Annotated in this window: 20 protein-coding genes, 1 tRNA gene and 3 pseudogenes; 15 read left to right on the top strand and 9 right to left on the bottom strand. The window is 67.4% G+C overall.

What is annotated here, in order from left to right:
• Positions 1-4 precede the first annotated feature (4 nt).
• From ACFQ91_RS01995 to ACFQ91_RS01985, 3 genes are all read left to right on the top strand, one after another.
• Positions 5-562: a hypothetical protein gene (locus ACFQ91_RS01995; protein WP_249121001.1), complete on the top strand. Its 558-nt coding sequence runs from the start codon at positions 5-7 to the stop codon at positions 560-562.
• Positions 562-1,494, top strand: coding sequence for a hypothetical protein (locus tag ACFQ91_RS01990; RefSeq protein ID WP_211978743.1), 933 nt, complete (start codon positions 562-564; stop codon positions 1,492-1,494). Before ACFQ91_RS01995 ends, ACFQ91_RS01990 begins: the two co-directional genes overlap by 1 nt.
• 357 nt (positions 1,495-1,851) lie before the next feature.
• Positions 1,852-2,325 (top strand): helix-turn-helix domain-containing protein, encoded by a 474-nt coding sequence (locus ACFQ91_RS01985; RefSeq protein WP_376871451.1) that lies wholly within the window; start codon positions 1,852-1,854, stop codon positions 2,323-2,325.
• A gap of 61 nt (positions 2,326-2,386) precedes the next feature.
• Here ACFQ91_RS01985 and ACFQ91_RS01980 read toward each other — a convergent pair whose 3' ends face one another.
• From ACFQ91_RS01980 to ACFQ91_RS01955, 6 genes and pseudogenes are all read right to left on the bottom strand, one after another.
• Positions 2,387-2,800, bottom strand: coding sequence for a recombinase family protein (locus ACFQ91_RS01980; protein ID WP_211978745.1), 414 nt, complete (start codon positions 2,798-2,800; stop codon positions 2,387-2,389).
• On the bottom strand, positions 2,797-3,210 hold the full coding sequence (locus ACFQ91_RS01975) for a hypothetical protein (RefSeq protein WP_211978746.1): 414 nt from the start codon (positions 3,208-3,210) through the stop codon (positions 2,797-2,799). Before ACFQ91_RS01975 ends, ACFQ91_RS01980 begins: the two co-directional genes overlap by 4 nt.
• 354 nt (positions 3,211-3,564) lie before the next feature.
• Positions 3,565-4,947 carry an MFS transporter gene (locus tag ACFQ91_RS01970; RefSeq protein WP_249121002.1) on the bottom strand — a complete coding sequence of 461 codons (1,383 nt, stop codon included), beginning with the start codon at positions 4,945-4,947 and terminating at the stop codon, positions 3,565-3,567.
• Between the two features lie 375 nt (positions 4,948-5,322).
• Positions 5,323-6,510: an RNA polymerase sigma factor gene (locus ACFQ91_RS01965; RefSeq protein WP_211978747.1), complete on the bottom strand. Its 1,188-nt coding sequence runs from the start codon at positions 6,508-6,510 to the stop codon at positions 5,323-5,325.
• 9 nt (positions 6,511-6,519) lie between these two features.
• A complete protein-coding gene (locus ACFQ91_RS01960) occupies positions 6,520-6,870 on the bottom strand; it encodes a YciI family protein (protein WP_211978748.1) in 351 nt (116 codons plus the stop codon).
• A 198-nt stretch (positions 6,871-7,068) separates the two neighbouring features.
• Positions 7,069-8,508: pseudogene (locus ACFQ91_RS01955) on the bottom strand (conjugal transfer protein); the annotation flags it as partial.
• Between ACFQ91_RS01955 and ACFQ91_RS01950 the strand changes: the two are divergent.
• The 5 genes and pseudogenes from ACFQ91_RS01950 to ACFQ91_RS01930 form a co-directional block, all read left to right on the top strand.
• Positions 8,422-9,684 (top strand): annotated as a pseudogene (locus ACFQ91_RS01950) (type IV secretory system conjugative DNA transfer family protein); the annotation flags it as partial. The pseudogenes ACFQ91_RS01955 and ACFQ91_RS01950 sit on opposite strands and share 87 nt — an antisense overlap.
• Positions 9,685-9,763: 79 nt before the next feature.
• A complete protein-coding gene (locus ACFQ91_RS01945; RefSeq protein ID WP_211978749.1) occupies positions 9,764-10,243 on the top strand; it encodes a single-stranded DNA-binding protein in 480 nt (159 codons plus the stop codon).
• A gap of 15 nt (positions 10,244-10,258) precedes the next feature.
• Positions 10,259-10,849 carry a hypothetical protein gene (locus ACFQ91_RS01940; protein WP_211978750.1) on the top strand — a complete coding sequence of 197 codons (591 nt, stop codon included), beginning with the start codon at positions 10,259-10,261 and terminating at the stop codon, positions 10,847-10,849.
• Positions 10,846-11,070 carry a hypothetical protein gene (locus ACFQ91_RS01935; RefSeq protein ID WP_211978751.1) on the top strand — a complete coding sequence of 75 codons (225 nt, stop codon included), beginning with the start codon at positions 10,846-10,848 and terminating at the stop codon, positions 11,068-11,070. Before ACFQ91_RS01940 ends, ACFQ91_RS01935 begins: the two co-directional genes overlap by 4 nt.
• Before the next feature lie 181 nt (positions 11,071-11,251).
• A pseudogene (locus ACFQ91_RS01930) lies at positions 11,252-12,388 on the top strand (recombinase family protein); the annotation flags it as partial.
• A 351-nt stretch (positions 12,389-12,739) separates the two neighbouring features.
• On the opposite strand, the gene ACFQ91_RS01925 reads toward ACFQ91_RS01930, so the two are convergent.
• From ACFQ91_RS01925 to ACFQ91_RS01915, 3 genes are all read right to left on the bottom strand, one after another.
• Positions 12,740-12,904, bottom strand: coding sequence for a hypothetical protein (locus ACFQ91_RS01925; protein ID WP_249121003.1), 165 nt, complete (start codon positions 12,902-12,904; stop codon positions 12,740-12,742).
• 34 nt (positions 12,905-12,938) lie between these two features.
• A tRNA-Lys gene (locus ACFQ91_RS01920) sits at positions 12,939-13,014 on the bottom strand.
• Positions 13,015-13,196: 182 nt separating this feature from the next.
• Positions 13,197-14,150 (bottom strand): hypothetical protein, encoded by a 954-nt coding sequence (locus tag ACFQ91_RS01915; protein ID WP_249121004.1) that lies wholly within the window; start codon positions 14,148-14,150, stop codon positions 13,197-13,199.
• Between the two features lie 343 nt (positions 14,151-14,493).
• On the opposite strand from ACFQ91_RS01915, the gene ACFQ91_RS01910 reads away from it, so the two are divergent.
• The 7 genes from ACFQ91_RS01910 to ACFQ91_RS01880 all read left to right on the top strand — a co-directional run bounded on the left by ACFQ91_RS01910 (position 14,494) and on the right by ACFQ91_RS01880 (position 21,189).
• Positions 14,494-15,543, top strand: a complete 1,050-nt coding sequence (locus ACFQ91_RS01910) for a DctP family TRAP transporter solute-binding subunit (RefSeq protein WP_211978752.1) — start codon at positions 14,494-14,496, stop codon at positions 15,541-15,543.
• The gene (locus tag ACFQ91_RS01905) at positions 15,543-16,202 is read left to right on the top strand and encodes a TRAP transporter small permease (protein WP_211978753.1); all 660 of its coding nucleotides are present in this window, start codon (positions 15,543-15,545) and stop codon (positions 16,200-16,202) included. The genes ACFQ91_RS01910 and ACFQ91_RS01905 overlap by 1 nt, the downstream gene beginning before the upstream one ends.
• 1 nt (position 16,203) lies before the next feature.
• Entirely contained in the window at positions 16,204-17,487 is a 1,284-nt protein-coding gene (locus tag ACFQ91_RS01900) for a TRAP transporter large permease (protein ID WP_211978754.1), read from the top strand.
• 78 nt (positions 17,488-17,565) lie between these two features.
• Positions 17,566-18,726 carry a fumarylacetoacetate hydrolase family protein gene (locus ACFQ91_RS01895; RefSeq protein ID WP_344258794.1) on the top strand — a complete coding sequence of 387 codons (1,161 nt, stop codon included), beginning with the start codon at positions 17,566-17,568 and terminating at the stop codon, positions 18,724-18,726.
• Positions 18,727-18,785: 59 nt separating this feature from the next.
• A complete protein-coding gene (locus tag ACFQ91_RS01890; RefSeq protein WP_198499659.1) occupies positions 18,786-19,538 on the top strand; it encodes a GntR family transcriptional regulator in 753 nt (250 codons plus the stop codon).
• Positions 19,535-20,557: an Ldh family oxidoreductase gene (locus ACFQ91_RS01885; RefSeq protein ID WP_198499658.1), complete on the top strand. Its 1,023-nt coding sequence runs from the start codon at positions 19,535-19,537 to the stop codon at positions 20,555-20,557. Before ACFQ91_RS01890 ends, ACFQ91_RS01885 begins: the two co-directional genes overlap by 4 nt.
• Positions 20,558-20,601: 44 nt before the next feature.
• Positions 20,602-21,189 (top strand): hypothetical protein, encoded by a 588-nt coding sequence (locus ACFQ91_RS01880; protein ID WP_232623704.1) that lies wholly within the window; start codon positions 20,602-20,604, stop codon positions 21,187-21,189.
• Positions 21,190-21,374 lie beyond the last annotated feature (185 nt).

Genomic DNA, 21,374 nt, shown 5'->3' with positions numbered 1-21,374 from the left:
CGAAATGCTTCCCGTCAGTTTGAAGGTCGATACATTCAATTCTCGGTTTATATCAGCCATGCCTTTGGAAAACGCCAGAAAGCTGCAACACGCTTCAGCGGAAGGTCGACTCACTGTGAAATCGCTCGCTGAACTCGATGAGTCGTCGACCACCTACTCCAGCGTTCTTGCAGCGCAAGGGTTTGATCCTCCGTTGGTTCCCCAGTGGATTAACGAAACCACAGAAAAAATCCTGCGTCCGGACGAGTTCGCGAAACGATTGGGATCCACGTACTCCCCTTCCAAGACTCTTGTCAAGGTCTTTCTGAGATCACTCAAACCGGGGCACTTGAGGGCGATTCCGGGCCTCCGTCTGATGCGTCGCCTACCGCATTTCCACAGCGTGGCATGGATGCCGCCGGTGGGTCAGAAACTCCGGGACATGACGCTGACCACCGGCTACATGGGCATCGCTTTCTTCGTCGGAGAGAGCCGTGCCGAGGTTATACAATCGGTTGAGGCAATACACGATCTCGAAGACCGAGGACTGTTCTTCGACGTGGCCGACTGCAAAGTCGGGTGATGCGCTTGCGCTTGATCATTCTCGGCGCCATTTTTCAAGGCACTGCGAACGCGCTCGTTGGACTAACCGTTCGGCCCAGCGCAATCTTCTTGTTCCTGGGCTGTGCCTTTCTCATCGCCTCGGTTGTCGGGGCGCTGCTCAGAGCCAGCGATAGAGCTCCTGCGAGTCCCATTCGATTGGTCGATTGTCTATGGCTGAATGTCGCTACCGCTGTCACTTTCGGGGCGTTCTATCTCGCTCTGATCTGGATCCCTGCCTCACTGGCCGCAGGAGCCGAGGCTGCGGCAGCGCCACTTGCTGCTCTGAGCATCAACGCTTTCAGGACGGGTAGGGTCCGATACCGACTCTGGATAATGGCTATTGTGGTCTTCGTCGTCTCGATCGCGTTCGGTTGGTCCCAGAACGTTGCAGGTGCGACATCATCGGGCATCGGCACAGTCGTTGGAATGGCGTTGGGCATTCTTGCCGGATTGGGTCTAGCCGTGCTTGCAACCCTCTCTCGACGCCTTGCCGAAACCGGCGTGAGCGCTTCATCCATCCTCGCAGTGCGTTATCACGCCACTTACGTCCTGGCGTTCATCTGCGCGGCTGTCAATTGGCAGCACTACCCTTCCCCCGCAGAGGTCGGATCGTTACTGCTGTGGTTCGGTCCGCTCGGATTTGCCGCAATTGCGCTTCCGCTGGTCCTCATTCAAGCAGGGATGATGAAAACGTCTCCCGTGCTCACATCCGTCATCATGGCAGCAGCCCCAGGATTCAGCTTCATTACAGAATCCATTATCAATCCTGCGACCACCACGCTGACGTCGATTCTGCTCCTCGTCGGGCTCGTCCTCGCTGTAGTGTGCTTTGGGCTCGTCGAGGCATATTCCTCCAAGACAAGAGTCCACCGACTATCCAAAGAGCCAAATCCTACGTACAACCTGGACTAGGGTGTGCCTGAAAAATGCTGTAGCCAAGCGGTGGCGGGAGCCGCCTCCTCGGAGAGGCCCTGATATGCTCTGCTGCTGCAGTGCACCGAAGCGCTCCACGGCCCCGTTATCACCGCCAGCACCACCTCGCCCAACGATCCCAAAAAGGTGATTCCTGGGATTGGACACTGAACATGCTTCCAGAGCATGTTCGACCCTGTCTTGGTCTACTGGTTACCGGGCAAGGGGCCTATCCTGTACACACATTTTGACCATTAACCCACCATTGACCCACGTCCTCAACTGGAACCAGAACAGCGACAAGGCCCGAACCCTTGCCAACGATACTGTTGGCAAGGGTTCGAGCCTTGTGACACGGTGGAGCTGTCCAGGTGCTTCTCAAACCCCCGCAGGCCGGTTCGTTCGTTGATTCGGCGTGTTCTCAGGGGTTCGGGGCGTCCTGCATCGCGTCCGTCATCCAAGCCTATCGAGGATGCGCGGGGGCCGGTGACGAGAAAATCGCCAGTGACTCAAACTCGTTTGAGTGCCTGTGATCGCGCTGACCTGCTGGATCGGTACGCGAGGGGTGAGCGGGTGAAGGACTTGGCGGAGCGGTTCGGGGTGCATCGCGGAACGGTGCGGGCGCTGGCTGCGCGTGCTGGGCTGCCGCCTCGGAAGGCGTCGGAGCATCCGCGGCAGGTGCGTGAGGAGGCGGTGGAGTTGTACGCGAACGGTCTGTCGCTGTTGAAGGTGGGTCGGCGGCTCGGGATCAGCGACGACGCGGTGCGTGATGCCGTGGTCGCTGCTGGCGGCACGATCCGTCCGCGCGGACGGCATGCCCCGGTTCGCTGACAAAGAAGTAGGTCGTGCCTGCCTCGGGTGAGACAGGCACGACCTACGAACAAGGCGGGGGTCAGTCCTCGTCGATGTTGTAGTCCGGCTCCTCGTCGAGGGCGTATTCCACCTCTTCGTCGATCTCGGCGTAGGCGAGCATGACGCCCAGGATGGACTCGCCCTGCGGGTAGCTGCCGTTCCCTTCGGCGACATGAATCTCGGTGTCGGCCTGCTGGAGGCGCTGCGTGATGTTGAGGTGGTCGGTCGGGATGCGGCCGAGGCGGGCGAGGTCGGTGATGACGATCGCGGAGGTCTCGCCTCGTTCGGCAGCGTCGAGCACGGCGCGGAGCCCGGCGTCGGGGTGGCCGATGTCGGTGAACGTGTGCGTGATCGTCAGGCCGTGCTCGTCTGCGTAGCGGCGGCAGGCGGCCGCTTGCCGCCTCAGCCCGCGCGGGTTGCCTGTCGCGCTGCGGCGGTAGACCAGGGCGTTCATGATGCACCTCCCGCCGGCACGAGACGCGGCTTGCGAGCCTCGTCCGGGGCCTGTGAGTCGTGAGCGATTCTACGGCGCTGCCCGTGCTCGCGGAGGCGGGCGCGAGCGAGGCGGACGAGGCTGATGGGGCCGAGCCAGAGCATCTTCAAAGCGTTCCACGCGCACAGGAGCACGATGAGGTGGAGCCAGCCGGGCCCGCCGTGCTCGATGCGGTCGGTGAGGATCAGGATGATCGCGAAGTAGGGCGCGGCGAGCAGCATCGCGGGCACGCCCCATTTGAGTCCGCGGCGGGTCATGACGGCGTCGCGGATGCGGTTCGTCGGGAAGAGCCGGCGGGCCGGTTCCAGGTTCTGGGCGGTGTTCTCGCTGCGGCGCCAGCGGCGACGGATGCGGTCGCGGGTGGTGAACATCGGGGTCTCCTTCACACGGTTCGAACGGGTCGAGAAGCGGCGTGTGGTGAGGCCCGGTGCGGGCGGTTCCGAGGAACCCGAACTGTTTGGGAGATTCCGCTTCACCCCTGATTTTACGCCGGACCTGCCGGAAACGGAACCGCCTGGGCGGCGTGCGGGGCGCACCTGCTCGATGGTGACCTGGCGGAAGGATCGAGCATGGTGTCGTTGGCCGAGTACGTGTCGGATGAGCGCACTGCCCGCGCGGTGCTGTCGGTCGTCGCCGCGGATGCGCCGCACGCGGCGAGCCGCCTGGTGCATGATGCAGCGTGGCAACCGAAGCGACGACATCGAACGTCCGGCCGAACTCGTGCGTCATTCGGAGACGGCAACTCGTCGGGCAACGAAGGCTGCGACACACAGGCCGATGATCGCAAGCCCACTACTCAGTAGATAGGGCGATACTCCGTGGACGATCGAGGCAAACCCCAGACCGACGTAGACCGTGACGCCAGCAGACCCGCCAAGCTGGTCTGCGGCCCGCTGCACGCCAGAAGCGACTCCGGCATCGTCGTCGGTTACTCCGGTGACTGCCGCGTACTGCAATCCGACGAGTCCGAATCCCATGCCTGCGGCGATGAAGAGCATCGCCGGGATCAATACCCAAGCGGGGGCATCGAGTTGCGCGGCGACAGCGATCACGATCATGCCTGCCCCCGCGAAGCCGAGACCCGCGATGATGCAGGAGCGTGCTCCCCAGCGCCCCATCAGCCGGGGCACGACGGTCACCGCGACGATCAGCGCCACAGCAAGCGGGAGAAGCAGTAGTCCGGCTTCCAGCGGGGAAAGGCCGAGTTCATCCTGAAGATAGAACGTGAACAGTAGGAATGAGGTTGAGAGCGCGGCACTCAGCAACGCGGTCGCGAGATTCGCTCGCACCCGAGTCCGATTGCGGAAGAAGACCGGAGGAATCAGCGGGTTCGGTGCTCGCCGCTCTACGTTGACGAACAGAATGGCCGCCACGAGTGCCCCCGCTAGGGCGGCGAGTGGCAGCCAAGACATTCCTTCTCCGGCCTCCACAATCCCGAAGGCGAACAGTAACGGTGCGCTTGTCAACAGAATCGACCCGAGGATATCCAACGGTGCGCACTCCTGTTCTCGGTCGCGTGGCAACAGGATCACCGTGGCGATCAGCACGAACAGGATGAACGGGACAGCGATGAGGAAGACCCATCGCCAACCGAGATGCTCGGTGATGATTCCCGAGAGCACGAATCCCAAGACGAGACCGCAGCTTGCAACTGCCGCCCAGACGCTCAACGCTCGGGTACGAGCCTTTCCCTCGGGAAATAACAGGACGATGGTTGCCATTGCAGCTGGTAGGGCGAGGGCTTCGCCTACTCCTTGGAACAGCCTGGCTGCAACAAGCACCGTGAAGGTTTCCGCGAAGCCTGCCATCATCGAGGCTGCTCCGAAGATCGCGGTGCCGATCAGGAGAAGGCGGCGGCGACCGAAGACGTCCCCCAAGCGGCCACCGAGCATGAGTAGGCCACCGCCGGTGATGGTGTATCCGACGACAACCCACGTCAGGCCGCGCGGATCAACGCCAAGATCGTCGCCGATTGATGGCAGCGCCACGTTGACGACAGTGACATCAACGGCGATGAAAAATTGCAGGACCGATAGGCACACGAGTGCTGCCCAGGATCGCGCGGTCGAGATTTGTTCAGGGCGTGATGATGAGGTGCGAAAAGACACAGAGAACTCCGTTGCTCGAATGAAGAATCGGGCGACGAGATGTGTCGCACCGAACCGACCATCAAGCGGCGGAACGTGAGATCTAAGAAGGTGAAGAGGACGTTCCGCCGCTAGCGGAGCGTCTTCGTCACAGCGGCAGCGGCCGCAGCAGAAGCACCTGACATGACTCCTAGCCTACCCGATGACGTCCGGCTGTCAGAGCCGCCGCACACCATGCCCGCAGAGAGGCCAACGCGGCAGACTGAGAACCGCAGAACCTAGCCGATCAAGACCGGTACTACTTTTGCGTCCCTACGGGGTTCTCAGCTTTGGGCACTTCCGATGCTCGCGTTATCCGACACGGCGTCAGCCCATCGATGACGGTACAGATGAGCCTTATGCGAGTTCGTCTGCGCGTCGGAGGAGGTGAGCCCGTTCTGCGTCGTTCTCTGCGATGTTCGCGGCGCGTTGGAATGCTACCTGGGCGTTGGCCGTGTCGCCGAGTCTGGCGAGAAGATCGGCGCGCACCGCGAGTACGTAGTGGTCATCTGATTCAGGGTCGATCTGGTCGAGGGCTGCTTCGGCGTTCTCGGCATGGGAAAGCGCGACAAGGCGCGCTGTGTGCACCGCAGTGGTCGGCACCATGGGCAGGAGCATGTCGTACAGAGCGAGAATCTGCCGCCAGTCGGTGTCCTCGTCTTGCACGGCGTCGCAGTGCACGGCTTGGATCGCGGCCTGCAACTGGTATTGGCCGGGCTTGTTTGCGGCGAGGCACTCGCGCACGAGGGCCTGTCCCTCGGCGATCATGTCGCGGTCCCACAACTGTCGGTTCTGTTCAGGTAGCGGGATCAGGCTGCCATTGTCCGCGATGCGGGCCGGGCGGCGGGCCTGGAGGAGCACGAGCAGCGCCAGCAGACCCTTGGCTTCGTGCGCGCCTTTCGAGTGGGCGAGCACTAGTCTCGCGAGACGGACTCCCTCCTGGCTGAGGTCGAAGCGGCTGAGCGGCCCTGACGTGGTGACGTAGCCCTCGTTGTAGATCGCATAGATCACGGCAAGCACGACGCCGAGCCGGTCATGGATGTGTCCAGGCTCTGGCAAGCCGATCTGGGCGTCTTTGATCTTCCGCTTCGCCCGTGTGAGCCGCTGCGCGATCGTCGCCTCTGTGGAGCCGAACGCCCGCGCGATCTCTGCCGCCGTGAGTCCGCCGACGTAGCGCAGCGTCAGTGCGACCTGTGTCTCCGGCGACAGGCTCGGATGCGCGCACAGCAGGATCATACGCAGCTCGTCGTCACCGGTGTCCTCTGGCTCGACAACGGGGCGGGGGGCGAGTTGCGGCGCGAATCGCTGTTCCGTCTGCGTGCGTCGGATGCGGTCGATCGCGCGACGGCGTGCCGTCGTGACGATCCATGCCTGCGGGTTCGGCGGCACGCCCTGGGCAGGCCAGGTGTCGGCGGCTGCGGTGAACGCGTCCTGCACCGCGTCTTCGGCGGCGTCGAGGTCGCCGATACTGCGCATCAGGATCGCGACGGTGCGGCCGTACTCCGAGCGAAATGCCCGGTGTACGGCCGCCAGCGCGTCATTCATCGGCGATCCTCAGCCGCCGAAGCTCGGAGCGGGGCGAACCTCGATCTTCAGGCCCGTTGCCTCGGACACCTTGCCAGCCCACGCGGTCGCGGCGTCGAGGTCGGTGACGTCGATGATCGTGAAGCCGCCGATGTACTCCTTGAGCTCGGCGAACGGCCCGTCGGCCAGGGTGACCGTACCGTCCTGGCTGGACACGACCGTCGCCGTCGATGGGTCGGCCAGGGGCATCGAGAACACCCAGACACCGGCGGCCTGCATCTCCTGGGTGACCGCGGTGACGTTCTTGATGACCTGCTGGAACTGCTCGGGCTCAAGCGTCCGGCCGGCGGGGGTGATGTTGCTCAGCATGTACTGGGTCATGATCTTCTCCTCGATAGCGGCATGGCCCTGATGCCATGCTCACTCTCTATACGTTCGAGACCGGCCACACTCGACATCCTCCCAAGAAAAACCCTGCGGGTACGTGAAGGAGACTGAGAACCCCTGAGATAAGCCGACCAAGACCGCGCTACTTTTGCTGGCCTACGGGTACCGGCCGCAGCCTGTGACCGTCTGCGGTTACAACGTGCGGCCCTGCCGCGTCTCGACGATGTGCTCGGGTTCGTTCCGGCGAGCCGCGTCCGTCCGGTTGGCGAGCTGCTGCGCCCGGCGAAGGGCAGCGTCGGCGCGGGCGGCGTCGAGCTTCTGCGCATCCGATGCCGCATCGGGGCCGAGCGGGGTGTCGTCGGTGATCTGGTACCGGTCGCGATAGGCGGCCACCACCCGGCCGGCCTGCCGCCACCGCTGCGCCGCCCGTGCATCCGCGGGCTTGCTCCCGAGCGCGGCCGTCCACGGTTCTCGCTCGTTCAGGTCGCGGTCGAGGACCGCGGATGCGCGATGTTCGATCAGCTCTTCGCGTTCGGTGAGGGCGTGGTGCATCTCGGGGTCGGTGACGCCGGAGGCATACGGGATGAGCCCCGCGATCAGCCGCGGCGACCGGCGGGTGCGCCCGGACCCGGCAGGGCGGGCAGTAGCGCGGGCGAGGCGGTGGTGCAGGACCGAGGCGATGTCATCGGCATCGGCGAAGCCCCGCGCCGCCACGAGCCGCGGGAACAACTCATCGAGGTCGTGATGGTTGGCCTCGGCCCGGCGCAGCTCGGCAGACAGGGCACTGTAGGCGTCAGAGCCCAGCACGAGATCGACCTGCCCCTCGGTGAGGCCGGACGCGGTGAGGAGGGTGGCCCAGCGGTCGTGCTGGCCGGCTTGGGCGATGGTCTCGTACTCCGCCGCCAACTGCGCGATGGACCCCCAGCGCTCGTGTTCGGCGGTGATGGTCTCGTGCGCGGACAGTTCGGCGCCGACGTGCTGGAGTACCTCGTACAGGACGCTGCGGGCGGTGGCGTCGGGGTTGTCGGAGGGGTGCGGGGCGACGTGCGCGTCGTCGGTGGTGTCGGTGGCGACGTAGGCGTGGTTCCCGTGCCGGCCGCGGGTCATCGCGACGTAGAAGTTCTCCCGCGTCGTCGTCGCCGTCACGACCGTGTGCGCGGTATCGACCGTGATCCCTTGGGCGCGGTGCCCGGTGATCGCGTACCCCAGCTCGACCTGTTCAGCCACATACGCGGCGGGCAGTACCAGTGACCCGCCGAAGCGTCGCCCGGCGGGGCGGACGGTGATCGACCCATCGCTAGATACGGCGGTGATGGTCCACCGGTCGCCGTTGCGCACCCAGTTCTTGCCGTTCTTCGACCGCAGGCGCCGGTCGTTCTCCCGTGTGATGACCCGGTCACCCTTGGATGCCTGGGTGCCGTCGTGCAGGGTGACTTCTCGGCTGGGGGTGATGGTGCCGTCGAGGATGAGGTCGGCGCGGGCACGCTCGTTCAGCTGGGTGACGGTGTCGCGGGTTTCGGCGACGAGGATCGACGCCCGCCCCGCCTGCACGTCGGCCCGCCCCGCTCCGGCAAAGGCCTGCACCTGATCATCCCGGCGATCCTCGACGCCCCCGGCGCCGTCGTCACCACCAGCACCCGTCCCGATAACGTCACCGCGTGCCTGCGCGCCCGCAAACGCATCGGCCCCGTCGCAGTGTTCGACCCCCAGCACCTCGCCGAGGGTCTGCCGGCGGGGATGCGATGGTCACCGATCCGGGGCTGCGAGTCCCCGCAGACCGCGATGATCCGCGCCGCCGGCCTCGCCTCCGCCACGGGCCTGTCCGCGGGCGGGGTCGAAGGCGGAGACTTCTGGGAAGGCAAAACCAAAGCCGCGCTGCAGGCCCTGCTGCACGCCGCCGCCCTCGACCGGCGCAGCCCGTCCGAGCTGTTCCGGTGGACCCTCGACCCCACCAGCGCGGCGGACGCGGTCGCGATCCTCACCAACCACCCCGACGCGGCAACCGGGTGGGCGGACTCGCTCGCCTCGATGATCGACGCCGACCCGCGCACCAGGGATTCCATCTGGCAAGGCGTCAGCCTCTCGCTTGCGGCGCTGGCCGATCCGCGGGTGCTCGATGCGGTCTCACCCGCCGAGGGTGAGGAGTTCGACCCCGAGGCGTTCATCCGCGATCGCGGCACCCTGTTCCTGCTCGCCACCGGCGCCGGGGCCGGCAACAGTGCCGCCCTCGTCGCGGCACTGGTCGAAGACCTCGTGGAGACCGCGCGCCGCATGGCCGCCCGCTCCAGCGGCGCGAGACTCGATCCGCCGCTGTTGTTGTGCCTGGATGAGATCGGGAACCTCGCGCCTCTGCCCAGCCTGCCGACCCTGATGGCCGAGGGCGGCGGCACCGGCATCACCACCCTCGCCGTGCTCCAGTCCCTCGCGCAGGCGCGGGACAAGTGGAACGAGCACCAGGCCGGCGCGATCTGGGATGCGTCCATCGTGAAGATCATCCTCGGCGGAGCCTCCAACAGCCGCGACCTCCAGGACCTCTCCACGCTGATCGGGGAACGCGACGAGCTCACCGACACCACCACCGTCGGCGACTACGGCTCCCGCTCCAACCAACGATCCGTGCGGCGGGTCGCGATCCTGCCGCCCGATCACATCCGACGCCTCCCGTTCGGCACCGCCGTGACCCTGCTGCGCTCGGCACCGCCGATCATCACCGACCTGCGCGCCTGGCCCGACCGCCCCGACGGCACGCAGCTCCAGGCGGATCGGGCCGAGGTCGAACAGCTCCTGCACGACGCCCACCAGCAGTAACCCGGCCGGGTGGTCGGGTGCACCTGCCTGATGCGGCGGCCCGCTCGTGGGTCGTCGGCTTCGAGCAAGGAGGACTGTGATGTCTGAGGAGCAGCGGCCTGGTCTGGATGCCCGGGCCAGCATCTACGGCAGGGTCGAGTCGAACCCGTCGCTGACGCATTCGGAGAACGGCACCCCGCGCCTGTACTTCAAGGTGCGGCAGGACCACTACCGGTACAACGGCGGCGACTCGTACACGCGGCTCGCGTCGACCTACCACGACGTGATCGCCTTCGACGGTGCGGCCACGCACGGCTACGAGCAGCTCGCGAAGAACGACTGGGTGATCGCGCAGGGCCGTATCCGGGAGAACACGAACCCGAACACCGGCGTCACCGAGGAGCAGTTCATCGCGAACCGGCTCGGCCACGACCTGGCCCGCACCACCTATGAGGTCGACCGCACGCCCCAGCCGACGGCCGAGCGCCGCGGACCGGAGCGTGAGGCCGAGCGCACCACCGGGTTCGAGGCGCCCGAGCCCGAGCCGGTCGACCGCGACGCGCACGCCCGGACGATGTGAACGGGGGTGGCCATCATGGACGACGAGACGACTGAGGCCCCGTCCACGCCGGAGGTGCCGGACGGGTGGGAAGACGACGCCTACGACGACCCGGCGGGGCCGGGAGGCGATGAGCCAGGGCCGGTGCGGCCGGTGAACTGGAACCTGCTGACCGCGCACGAGCTGGAGCAGGAATGGCTGGCGCTGAACAGGTGGGTCGACTGGCTACGGCACACCTACGCGCTGCCGGCGTCGGTGATCCCGCCGTTGTGGCACCGGCACCCGGAGCTGCGGTGGGAGCTGTCCGCGTTGCATCTGCACTGGCTCGCCGCGTACGACCCGGAACAGGACGCCTCGGCCGCGATCGGGTGGCATCGCGACTTCGCCGCCGCCCGGCAGCGGCTACGTGACTGGGTCGCCGCCTCCGGCACTCGCCTGGATCGCGACCGGCCCTCCCGGCAGACGGTCTGGCCGGGCGAACCGGCGGCCCCGCCGATCGAGGACATCCCGATCACGAACCGGCGCGAGGACTTCGTGGCCTTCGTGCTGGCCGACGTGGCGAAACGGCAGGCCGCTGAAGACGCGTTCTTCGCCCGCCTCGACGACCTGGAAGGAGACCCGTCATGACCCGCCGCCGCGACGTGGGCCCGGAGCGCATCCGCAGCTACCGGATCGAGGCCGAGCCGCGGCCCGAGCCCGACCTGCACCAGCTCGCCCGCCTGTTCATCGGCATGGCCCAAGCCCGCGCCCGCGACGCCCACACCACCGACACCGCGGCCGCGGCCGAGCAGCCTCCGGCCCCGCGACTGGGCGCCGCCTCCCGTGACGGGAATGAGGCCGCGAGGTAGAATGCTTGTACGTCGCCAGCGGCGGATCGGGAACGGTTCGCCGTGGTGCACCGTCTCGTTGTAGCCGTGTTCTCGGCCCCACCCGGTCTCCGGGTCTCGTTTGTTTCCTACGTGTTGCACCGCATGAGCGGATACGACCCGCTCGTGTTGGCCCCGAACCGGGGAAGGAAACACGAGACCCGTGAACACCACACCAACACCCACCACGCGCCCGGCTGAGGAATGCACGGCGCCGCCCGCGTCCATCCCGTTCGATCTCGACCAGATCGGCGAGACCACGACCCTCGCCGTGTCCTACCTGCGGGTGTCGACCAAGGAGCAGGCCTCCAAAGGCGGCCGGGATGAGGGGTTCTCCATCCCGGCGCAGCGGGAGGCGAACCTGCGCAAGGCCGAGACGCTGAACGCGGTCGTGATCGAAGAGTTCGTCGATGCTGGAGAGTCCGCCCGCAAGGCCGACCGGCCCGCGCTGATGGCGCTGATCGAGTACGTCAAGACCCACCCGGTGGCGTACTGCATCGTCCACAAGGTCGACCGCCTCGCCCGCAACCGCGCCGATGACGTCGCCATCCACCTCGCGTTGAAGGAAGCGGGCGTGCTGCTGGTGTCCGCGACGGAGAACATCGACGAGACCCCGTCCGGGATGCTGCTGCACGGCATCATGTCCACGATCGCCGAGTTCTACTCCCGCAACCTCGCCCACGAGGTCTCCAAGGGCATGACGCAGAAGGCGACCACCGGCGGCACGAACGGCAAAGCCCCCATCGGCTACCTCAACACCACCCGCCGTGACGAGCTCGGACGCGAGGTGCGCACCATCGAGGTCGACCCCAAGCGCGGCCCGCTCATCAAGTGGGCGTTCGAGGCCTACGCCACCGGCACCTACTCGACCGCGACCCTGCGGGAAGAGCTGATCGACCGGGGCCTGACCACGGTGCCGACGCCGAAGCGGCCCGAGAAGGCACCGGGCCTGTCGAGCATCCAGCAGATGCTGGCGAACCCGTACTACAAGGGCAACGTCGTGTTTAAAGGCGCCACCTACGACGGCCTCCACGAACCTCTCGTCGCCCCGGAGGTCTGGTACCGGGTGCAGACCGTGCTCGACGCGCACCGGGTGTCGGGGGAGAAGACTCAGGCCCACGACCACTATCTGAAGGGCACCGTGTTCTGCGGTACCTGCGGGTCCAGGTTGATCTTGTCGAATGCGAAGAGCAGCACCGGGGTGATCTACCCGTACTTCCTGTGCTCGGGTCGACACTCCAAGCGCACCGCCTGCGATCGCAAGGCCATGTACGTGCCCGACATCGAGGCCGCCGTGGAGGACTACTACCGGATGGTCGAGATCCCCGAACACGTCCTCGGCCCGCTGCGCACGCTGATCCATGCCGAGTTCGACCGGCTCTACGCCACCGCCAAGACGGAGCGCAAGGCACAGATCGCCGAACGCGACCGCCTCCAGGACGAGCGGACGAAGCTGCTGCAAGCCCACTACGCCGGCGCCGTGCCCCTGGACCTGCTCAAGAGCGAGCAGGACCGGATCGCCAGGCAGGTCGCGTTCCTCGACTCGCGGATCGAAGCATCCAGCGTCGAGTACGAACAGGCCCGCGCCCACCTCGACGACTGCCTCGCCCTCGCCGGTGACGCCCACGCGATCTACATGAGCGTGGACGACTCACTGCGCCGGATCGCGAACCAAGCGTTCTTCGAACGCCTCACCGTCGCCGACGACAACGGCATCGACGGGGAACCGGGCACGCCGTTCAACATCCTGTTCGACCAGGACGTGCAGGCCACCGCACTGGCGGCGCAGGCCGCTGGCGGAGTCCAGGCGGCTCAAACGGGAAATGTCGCTCGTTTGAACGACGAACTTCTGGTGGGCCCCGTGGGGATCGAACCCACGACCCGCGGATTAAAAGTCCGCTGCTCTACCAACTGAGCTAGAGGCCCGGCCTCCGTCGGATCGGCATGGGTGTACGCCCAGAGCGACGATCGGAGACTCCCCAATACTAGGGCCAGCGCACGCGATTCCTCAAACGCGAACGGGTGCCTCGCGACGTTCGCGAGACACCCGTTGCGCTCATCCGGCCATCCCTGAGTCGGTGGCCGGGCCCTAGCGTTGGAGACGCAGGTCAGCGTCCGATCTGCTTCGAGGATCCGTCTCCACTCGACGACCCCGCGGAGTTGACCGAATCCGCGTCGTACTTCGACGCGTCGACGCCGACACCGCTGCCGTCGTCGACGACCTCGCCGTCGACATCCTTGTCCTTCTTCCGGCCCAGCGACGTCAGGGCCTTGATCGTCCCGAGCAGCCTGTTGTCCTTCTTCTGGTCGACGAACTGCGGATCGGTCTCCAGCGGGAACACCGTCGGGGCGGCACCGAAGGCCGTCTTCGACTCGTTCGCGACCTTCCGCGCCATCTGCGCGTTGACGACGCCGCCGATGACCGCGCCGATGCCGAAGGGCAGCAGGCGTCCGAAGAACGAACCGCCCGCCCGTGCTGCGAACTTCTGGATGAAGGTCTTGCGCAGCTTCCGCAGCAGCATGTCGACGACGGGCGCCGGCAGCTGCTTCGTCACCGTTGCACCCCAGTCGCCGAGGAGGGCCTCAGGTCCCACGGACTTCTTCCCGAACCGCTGGACGAGGTTCTTCCCGTCCTTGCCGAGCATGAGGCCGAGGACGAGGGCGTTCGCCCGCGCCGGATCATTGACCGGCAGACCGTGGATCTCCGCGATCGACTGCGCGAAGAGCGCCGTCAGCTCGAGGAACCCGGCGGTCTCCGCGGTCGCGAAGCCCACCGCGGCCATCGTGCCGATGCCAGGCACCGCTGCCGTCGCGCCGACGGCAGCGCCGCCGGTCGTCGTCAGCGCGAGGTAGTGCTTGCGGATGATCTCGACGAGCTCCTCGGGAGTGGCATCCGGGTGCCGCCGACGCAGCGACCGCACGTAGGCCAGGGCCACCGGGCGCTGCACGGAGAGCAGCTTCGAGAGCACCGACTGCGTGCGCGGATTGATGGTTCCGTCCTCGTTGACCGCGAGCTTGGCCGCTTTGTCGAGGCCCTTCTGAACCATCGATGACTTCGCCACGGGAGTTCCTCCTCGTTCACTGTCGATACAAGTCGTCTTCACAAGATGTCTGATCAGACCGCCTGCTGCGGTGTCAGACCCTGATTCATTTTAGTAGGGGACACTGTGATTTTCGTAGGAGATTCGCCCGGAGATTCATGGGCGATTCTTCCCGTCACTGTTGCCCACGACACATCCTATGTATAGGATTCGTAGAAAAGCTATACATTCCAACGCGCGCCGGCACCAGCACCACCGGCAGCTCACAGCATCACACTCAGCAGTGCCCCCGAGCAGTGTCTCAACCATCAGCCATCACAGTGTCGTGAGGATCCCAACGGCGGGATTCGTCTGAGGAGAACACATGAAGAAGCGCCTCGCCACCGCGATAACGGCCGCAGCCGCCGTGTTCGCCCTCTCCGGCTGCGCCATGTTCCAACCCGTCGAATTCGACCGCGCCGCGACCGACGCCGTCGACCCGAACGCGACGACCCTGCGCTTCGGCAACGTCTACGAAGCCACCCACCCGGTCAACTCCTGCGGCCTCGAGCCGATGAAGGAGGAACTCGCCGACCAGGGCTTCAACGTCCTCATCTACCCCGCCGCCCAGATCGGCAGCGAAGCCGAGATGGTCGAGCAGGTCGCCACTGGTGCCCTCGACTTCGTCAACAGCGGGCCCTCGTTCCTCGGCGCGTGGCACCCGGAGGCCGCCGTCCTCGACGGCGCCTATCTCGCCGAGGATGCCGCCGAGCTCCAAGCGGCGACGACGGGGCCGATCATGACCGGCGTCTTCGACGACATGGCCGCCGAGACCGACCTGCGGGTCGTCAGCAACTTCTACTACGGGGCCCGCCAGGTCACGGCGAACACCCCGGTGCGCACGCCTGAGGACCTCAACGGTCTGAAGATCCGCACCCCCGACGCCCCGCTCTACCTCACGACGCTCGACATCATGGGGGCGACTGCGACCCCGATGGCGCTCAGCGAGGTCTACCTCGGCCTCCAGCAGAACACGATCGACGCGCAGGAGAACCCGATCCCGACGATCGCCTCGGCGAAGTTCTACGAGGTCCAGGACTACATCAGCATCACCGAGCACATCGTCCAAGGCGTCTACCTCGTCGGCAACCAGCGCCTCCTCGACAGCATGGAGCCGGAGAAGCGGCGGATCCTCACCGAGGCGATCGACGCCGCCCGCGTCCGCGTCGAGGAGTGCACGGTCACCCAGGAGCGGGAGATCCTCGCCGACTGGAAGGAGAGCGGGGAGATCGAGGTCGTCGAGGACGTCGACATCCAGGCCTTCCGCGACCTCGTCGCCGCGGAGCTGCCGACCCGGGTGAGCTGGGGCGACACCTACCTCGCGGTGAAGAAATCCCTCGAAGACGCGCGCTCGCAAGAAGGGGAGGAGAACTGATGAACCCGACGACCCCGAATCCCGAGCCCAATTCCGAGACTCCCGACCCGACCAGCCCCGACCCGACCGACCCGCAGTCTCCCGGCACCGACAACATCGCCGACGCCGAGGCGACCCTGGCCTTCGAGCAGGACTCCTTCGAACGCCGCAGCGGCCTCTACCGGGCGGCGATCACGCTCGAGCGCACGATCGGCATCCTCCTCATGGTCGGCGTCTTCGCCCTCGTCATGCTCCAGGTCATCACCCGCTACGTCTTCGATTCGCCGCTGTCGTGGACCGAGGAGGTCGCCCGCCTCACCCTCGTGTGGCTGACCTTCATCGCCGCCGCCTTCGTCTCCTCCCGGCGCTCCCACATCACCGTCGATCTCATCGCCACCGTCGTCCCCGCCTCCGTCGGCCGGGTCATCGGCACCTTCGCCCGCCTCGTCGTCCTCGCCGTCTCCGCATTCATGGCGGTCTCCGGGATCATGATGGTCGACATCGTCTCAGCGATCGCGATGCCCGCCTCGGGACTGCCCACCGCGCTGCTCTACCTCGCCGCCACGATCGGCTTCATCCTCATCTTCGTCCACACGGTCATCGAGATCATCATGGTCGCCAAGCACCCGGAGGAGAACCCCGACACCGTTGACACCACCGCCCAGCTGGAAGGCCTGTGACATGACCCTCATCCCCATGCTCGCCGCCCTCCTCCTGCTCCTCGCCCTGCGCGTGCCCGTCGGCATCGCCCTCCTCGTGCCCTCGCTCGTCTACATCATCACCGACCCCTCCTCGAGTCCCGCCCTCGCCGTCCAACAGGCGACCTCCGGGGTCTTCGACTTCGCCATCCTCGCGGTGCCGATGTTCATCCTGCTCGGCAACCTCGCGAACATCTCCGGGGCCACCGACCGCCTCTACGACGCCGCCGTCGCCGCGATCGGCCACGTCCGCGGGTCGCTCGGCTACGTCAACATCCTCACGAGCTTCGGCTTCTCCTGGGTCTCCGGAGCCGCGATCTCCGACGCCGCCGCAATGGGCCGCATCCAGGTGCCGGCGATGATCCGCCGCGGCTACCCCGTCGGCTTCTCCCTCGGCGTCACCGGCGCCTCCTCCCTCATCGCCCCGATGATGCCGCCGTCGATCCCGGCGATCATCTACGCCGTCACCGCCGGCGTGTCCGTCGGCGCGCTCTTCATGGCCGGCATCGTCCCCGCCGTCCTCCTCGTCCTCACGCTGAGCGCCATGGTCTGGGTCCTCACCCGCAAGCGCAACGACCTCCGCCTGCCCAAGGCATCCCGCGCCGACCGCGTGAAGTCCGGCCTGCGCGCCCTGCCGCCGGTCGGAGCCGCCGTCGTCATCCTCGGCGGCATCCTCTCCGGCATCTTCACCCCCACCGAGGCGAGTGCCGTGGGCGTGGCCTACATCGCCGTCCTCGCGATCGTCTACGGCAACTTCACATGGGAGAAGGTCCGCCACGCCCTCGTCACCGCCGTCGAGACGACCGGCGGCATCCTCATCATCGTCGCCGGCGCAGCCCTCTTCGGCTGGGTCCTCGCCCGCGAACAGGCACCGCAGCTCGCCGCCGAGGTGCTCCTGTCGATCACCGACCGCCCCATCGTCTTCCTCATCCTCGTCAACCTCCTGCTCCTCATCATCGGCTGCGTCCTCGAACCCACCTCGGCGATCCTCATCCTCGTCCCGGTCCTCCTCCCCGTCGCCGAGGTGTTCGGCCTCAGCCCCGTCCACTTCGGCATCATGATCATCTTCAACCTCCTCATCGGCCTGCTCACCCCACCGGTCGGCCTGGTCCTCTTCGTCCTGTCCTCGGTGACGAAGTACCCGGTGACGACGGTGATCAGGGGAACGATGCCGTTCTTCATCCCGATGCTCATCACCCTCATCCTCATCTCCGTCGTCCCGTTCCTCAGCCTGTGGCTGCCGAGCCTCCTCGGCTACGCCGTCTGACCGTCCACCCCGCCAGAGAGGTTCCCGTCCCGTGTCACTTCCCATCGTCGTCTCCGCTCGCCGAGGAGGTCGTCCGTCGTGAGTCTCCGTGACCTCCTTCCCGCCGAGGCGACCGGCACCTTCCTCGGTCGCGTGTCCGCTCCCGGACGCCCTGCTCCCGTTCCCGTCCTCGTCACCGGTGACGAGGTCCGTGACGCCTCACGCATCGACCTCACGGTCGCCGGGATCCTCGACCACCCGGAGGCGACCGACCGGCTCGCCGCACTGATCGCGCATCCGGCGGACTGGTCGATCGATGACATCGTCACCCCCGCCGAGGCGGTCGCCGGGGCCGCTGATCGTCCTGTCCTCCTCGCCCCGATCGATCTCCAGGTCATCAAGGCCTGCGGGGTGACCTTCGCCGGTTCGATGATCGAACGCCTCATCGAGGAGCGCTGCGACGGCGACCCGACCCGCGCCGAGGCGGTGCGGACCGAACTCGCCGCGGCCGTCACCGCCGACCTCGCCGCGATCCGCCCGGGTTCGGCCGAGGCCGCCCGGCTGAAGGCCGCGCTCGTCGCGAAGGGCTGGTGGTCGCAGTACCTCGAGGTCGGCCTCGGCCCCGACCCCGAGGTGTTCACGAAGGGCCCCGTGCTCTCGGCCGTCGGCTCCGGCGACGCCGTCGGGATCCCCGCCTTCTCCGCGTGGTCGAACCCCGAACCCGAACTCGTCCTCGTCGCCGACTCCCACGGCCGGGTCCACGGGGTGACGATGGGCAACGACGTCAACCTCCGCGACGTCGAGGGCCGCAGCGCGCTGCTGCTCGGCATGGCCAAGGACAACAACCGCTCGACCGCGCTCGGCCCGCTCATCCGCCTCTTCGACGCGACCTTCGACCTCGCTGACGCGCGCGGCCTCGACCTCACCCTCACCGTCACCGGCGACGACGGATACACGCTGTCGGGCATCAACTCCGTGAGCGCACTCAGCCGCTCCTTCGAGGAGCTCCTCGCCGCCGCCCACGGCCCCCACCACCAGTACCCCGACGGGTTCGTCCTCTTCACCGGCACCCTCTTCGCCCCGACCGCCGACCGCGGGGAGGACGGCCTGGGATTCACCCTCCGCCTCGGCGATGTCGTGACGATCACCAGCGATCGCCTGGGCAGCCTGACGAACGTCGTCGGACGGTGCGAGGAGCTTCCCACCTGGGACTACGGCATTCGCTCCCTCCTTCGTGACCTCGCCTCGGGACAGCGATAGTGTCGGTGATGACAGGAGCGGGGACGGACGTCGCCAGCGCGTCGGGGAAGGATGTCGAGATGACCGGACGGGACACGGCCGCGGAATCCACCGTCTACGCGAGGATCAGATCGATGATCCTCGACGGCACCGTGCCGCCCGGTGAGCGGATCACGATCGACCGCATGGCCCGTGAGCTCGGGGTGTCCCAGACGCCGGTGCGCGAGGCGATGCAGCGCCTCGAGGGCGACCGGCTCGTGCGCACCCGGCACCCGCGCGGGTACGCGACGACCCCGCTGCTCAGCCGCCGCGACCTCGAGATGATGATCGAGATGCGGCTGCTCCTCGAACCGTGGGCCGCGAAGGTCGTCGCCGCGGACCGGGGATCGAACCCGGGGCGCGCCCTGTGCGAGGAGATCAGCGATTTCCGCGCGGGCTTCGGTGCCGCCGACTGGAAGCAGGAGCTCTCGCAGCATGACACGCGCTTCCACACCCGCATCCTCGAGGCGACCGGCAACAGCTTCCTCCTCGACGCGTATCGGCAGATGCACCCGCACCTCCACCTCTTCCGCCTCTTCCCCGGCGACCCGCACGGCACGGACACGGTGACCGAACATGCCGAGATCGCCCAGGCCATCGCCGACTGCGACCCGCAGGCGGCGGAGGAGGCGATGCGCACCCACATCCTCCGCGCGCTCGAACGGTTCTCCGCGAGCACCGCGGACGCAGCGCCCGGACGGGAGCCCGCGGACGCAGCGCCCGGGCGGGAACCCGCGGCGGCGCGCTCCCACGTCCTCGGGGCCGGGGCCTGTGAACCGGACGGCGGCTCATGAGATTCGGTGTCGATTCCCTCACCGACTTCGCCGCCTCCGCCCTGAGCGCCTGCGGGGTACCTGGCGCCGACGCCGCGCTGACCGCCCGCTCGCTCGTCCAGGCCGATCAGCGCGGCATCCACTCCCACGGCCTGCTGCGCCTCCCGCTCTACGTCAGCGCGCTCACCGCCGGAGGGATCGCGGCGCAGCCCCAGGTCGCCTTCGTCCGGGACAACGGCGCCTCTGCCGTCCTGAACGGCGGCAGCGGCCTCGGCCAGGTCGTCATGCAGACCGCCGTCGACTGGACCTTCGAGAGGGCCCCGGAGCACGGGGTGAGCTGCGTGGCCGTGGAGAACTCGAGCCATTACGGGGCCGGCGCGTTCTGGACCGACCAGCTGGCGGCACGCGGCATCTTCAGCATGCTCACCTCGACGACCGGCCCGACCGTGGCCGTCCACGGCGGGAGCGCGAAGGTCATCGGGACGAACCCGCTCACCCTGGCCGCCCCGACCGCCGACGGCGAGCCGCTCACCGTCGACATGGCCACCTCGGCGGGGGCCTTCGGCAAGGTCATCGCCGCCCGCAACGCCGGACGCGACATCCCCGCCGGCTGGGCCGTCGACGCCGAGGGACGACCGACGACGGACCCGGCCGCCGCCGCCGAAGGCGCGCTCGTGCCCTTCGGCGGCCACAAGGGGTCGGGACTCGCGGTGCTGCTCGAGGCGCTGAGCGGAGCACTGACCGGCGCGACGTTCGCCCACGAGACGCAGGACATCTGGGACAACCCCGCCTCGGCGATGAACAACGGCCACCTCCTCATCGCGCTCGACGCCGCGGCGTTCAACGGCCGTGAGACCGCCGAGGCGAAGGTGAGCGCCCTCGGCGCCGCGATCCGGGACTCCGGCGCCGGCGTGCGCCTGCCCGGCGAGATCGAACACGAGACCGAAGCAGCTCAGGCCGAGAGCCTCGACCTCGACGAGTCCACCGCCGCGGCGCTCACCGCGCTCGCCGACCAACTCGGCCTCACCCGACCGCAGTGACGCCCCTACCCGTGCCCAGCCGCGGCGACTAGACTGCACGCACGATGAATGAACGCCCGTATCACCGCCCCGTGCCCCTCGCCGATCTCGACGCCGTGAGCGACCCGAGCGACCCGGTCACCCGCTCGGAGACCTCACATGCCACCGCCGCGCTCCTCCTCGGCGACTGCCGCGGCAACCGCGACGAAGCCGCGACGAGGCGGTTCATCGACCTCGCCGACGACATCGGCCTCGAAGTCATCGCCGAGATGTGGTCCGCGGCCCCCGCGGTCTCTGCCCCCGGCGCGCTGTGGCGCCTCTACGCCCTGCGGGAGTGGATCGTCACCGCACCCCGCGAGGTCGCCGACCTCTTCGACCTCGGTCTGCGCCGCACCACCGAGGGCATCGGCCTCACGGAGATCCTCGCCGGCGTCGAGGTGCCCGCCGGACCCGACGAGGTGGCGCGCGCGATCGACGAGATCCTCGCCGGCGCGTTCCGCGGCGACGTCGTCATCGCCCTGCTGCGGGCGGGCGCCTTCGTCGGCATCTGCGCGGCCGGTGCGAACGACCCGGACACCCGCACCCGCCTGCAGCAGCTGTCGAAGGACCTCGGCGACGCGGGCATGGCCCGCCGCCACGGCGGACTCGAGTGACACCCGAGGTCAGGGGTGCGCGGGACTGAGGCGTCGCCTCGGCGGGGGAGTCCTGCTACCCGCCTGAATGACGATGCTGAGTCCCGAGATCAGCCGTCCGGAACTGTGAGATTTTTCAACGTCGTCCGGGTAGACGCACGGCGAGGAAGCGGTATCGTGGGAAGCGGCCCTCGGGCCAACCGGAC

This window comes from Brevibacterium sp. NPDC056726, assembly GCF_042790515.1.
Lineage (GTDB): Bacteria > Actinomycetota > Actinomycetes > Actinomycetales > Brevibacteriaceae > Brevibacterium > Brevibacterium sanguinis.
The sequence above is the reverse complement of the archived record's forward strand: the minus strand, read 5'-3'. Positions and strand labels throughout refer to the sequence as shown.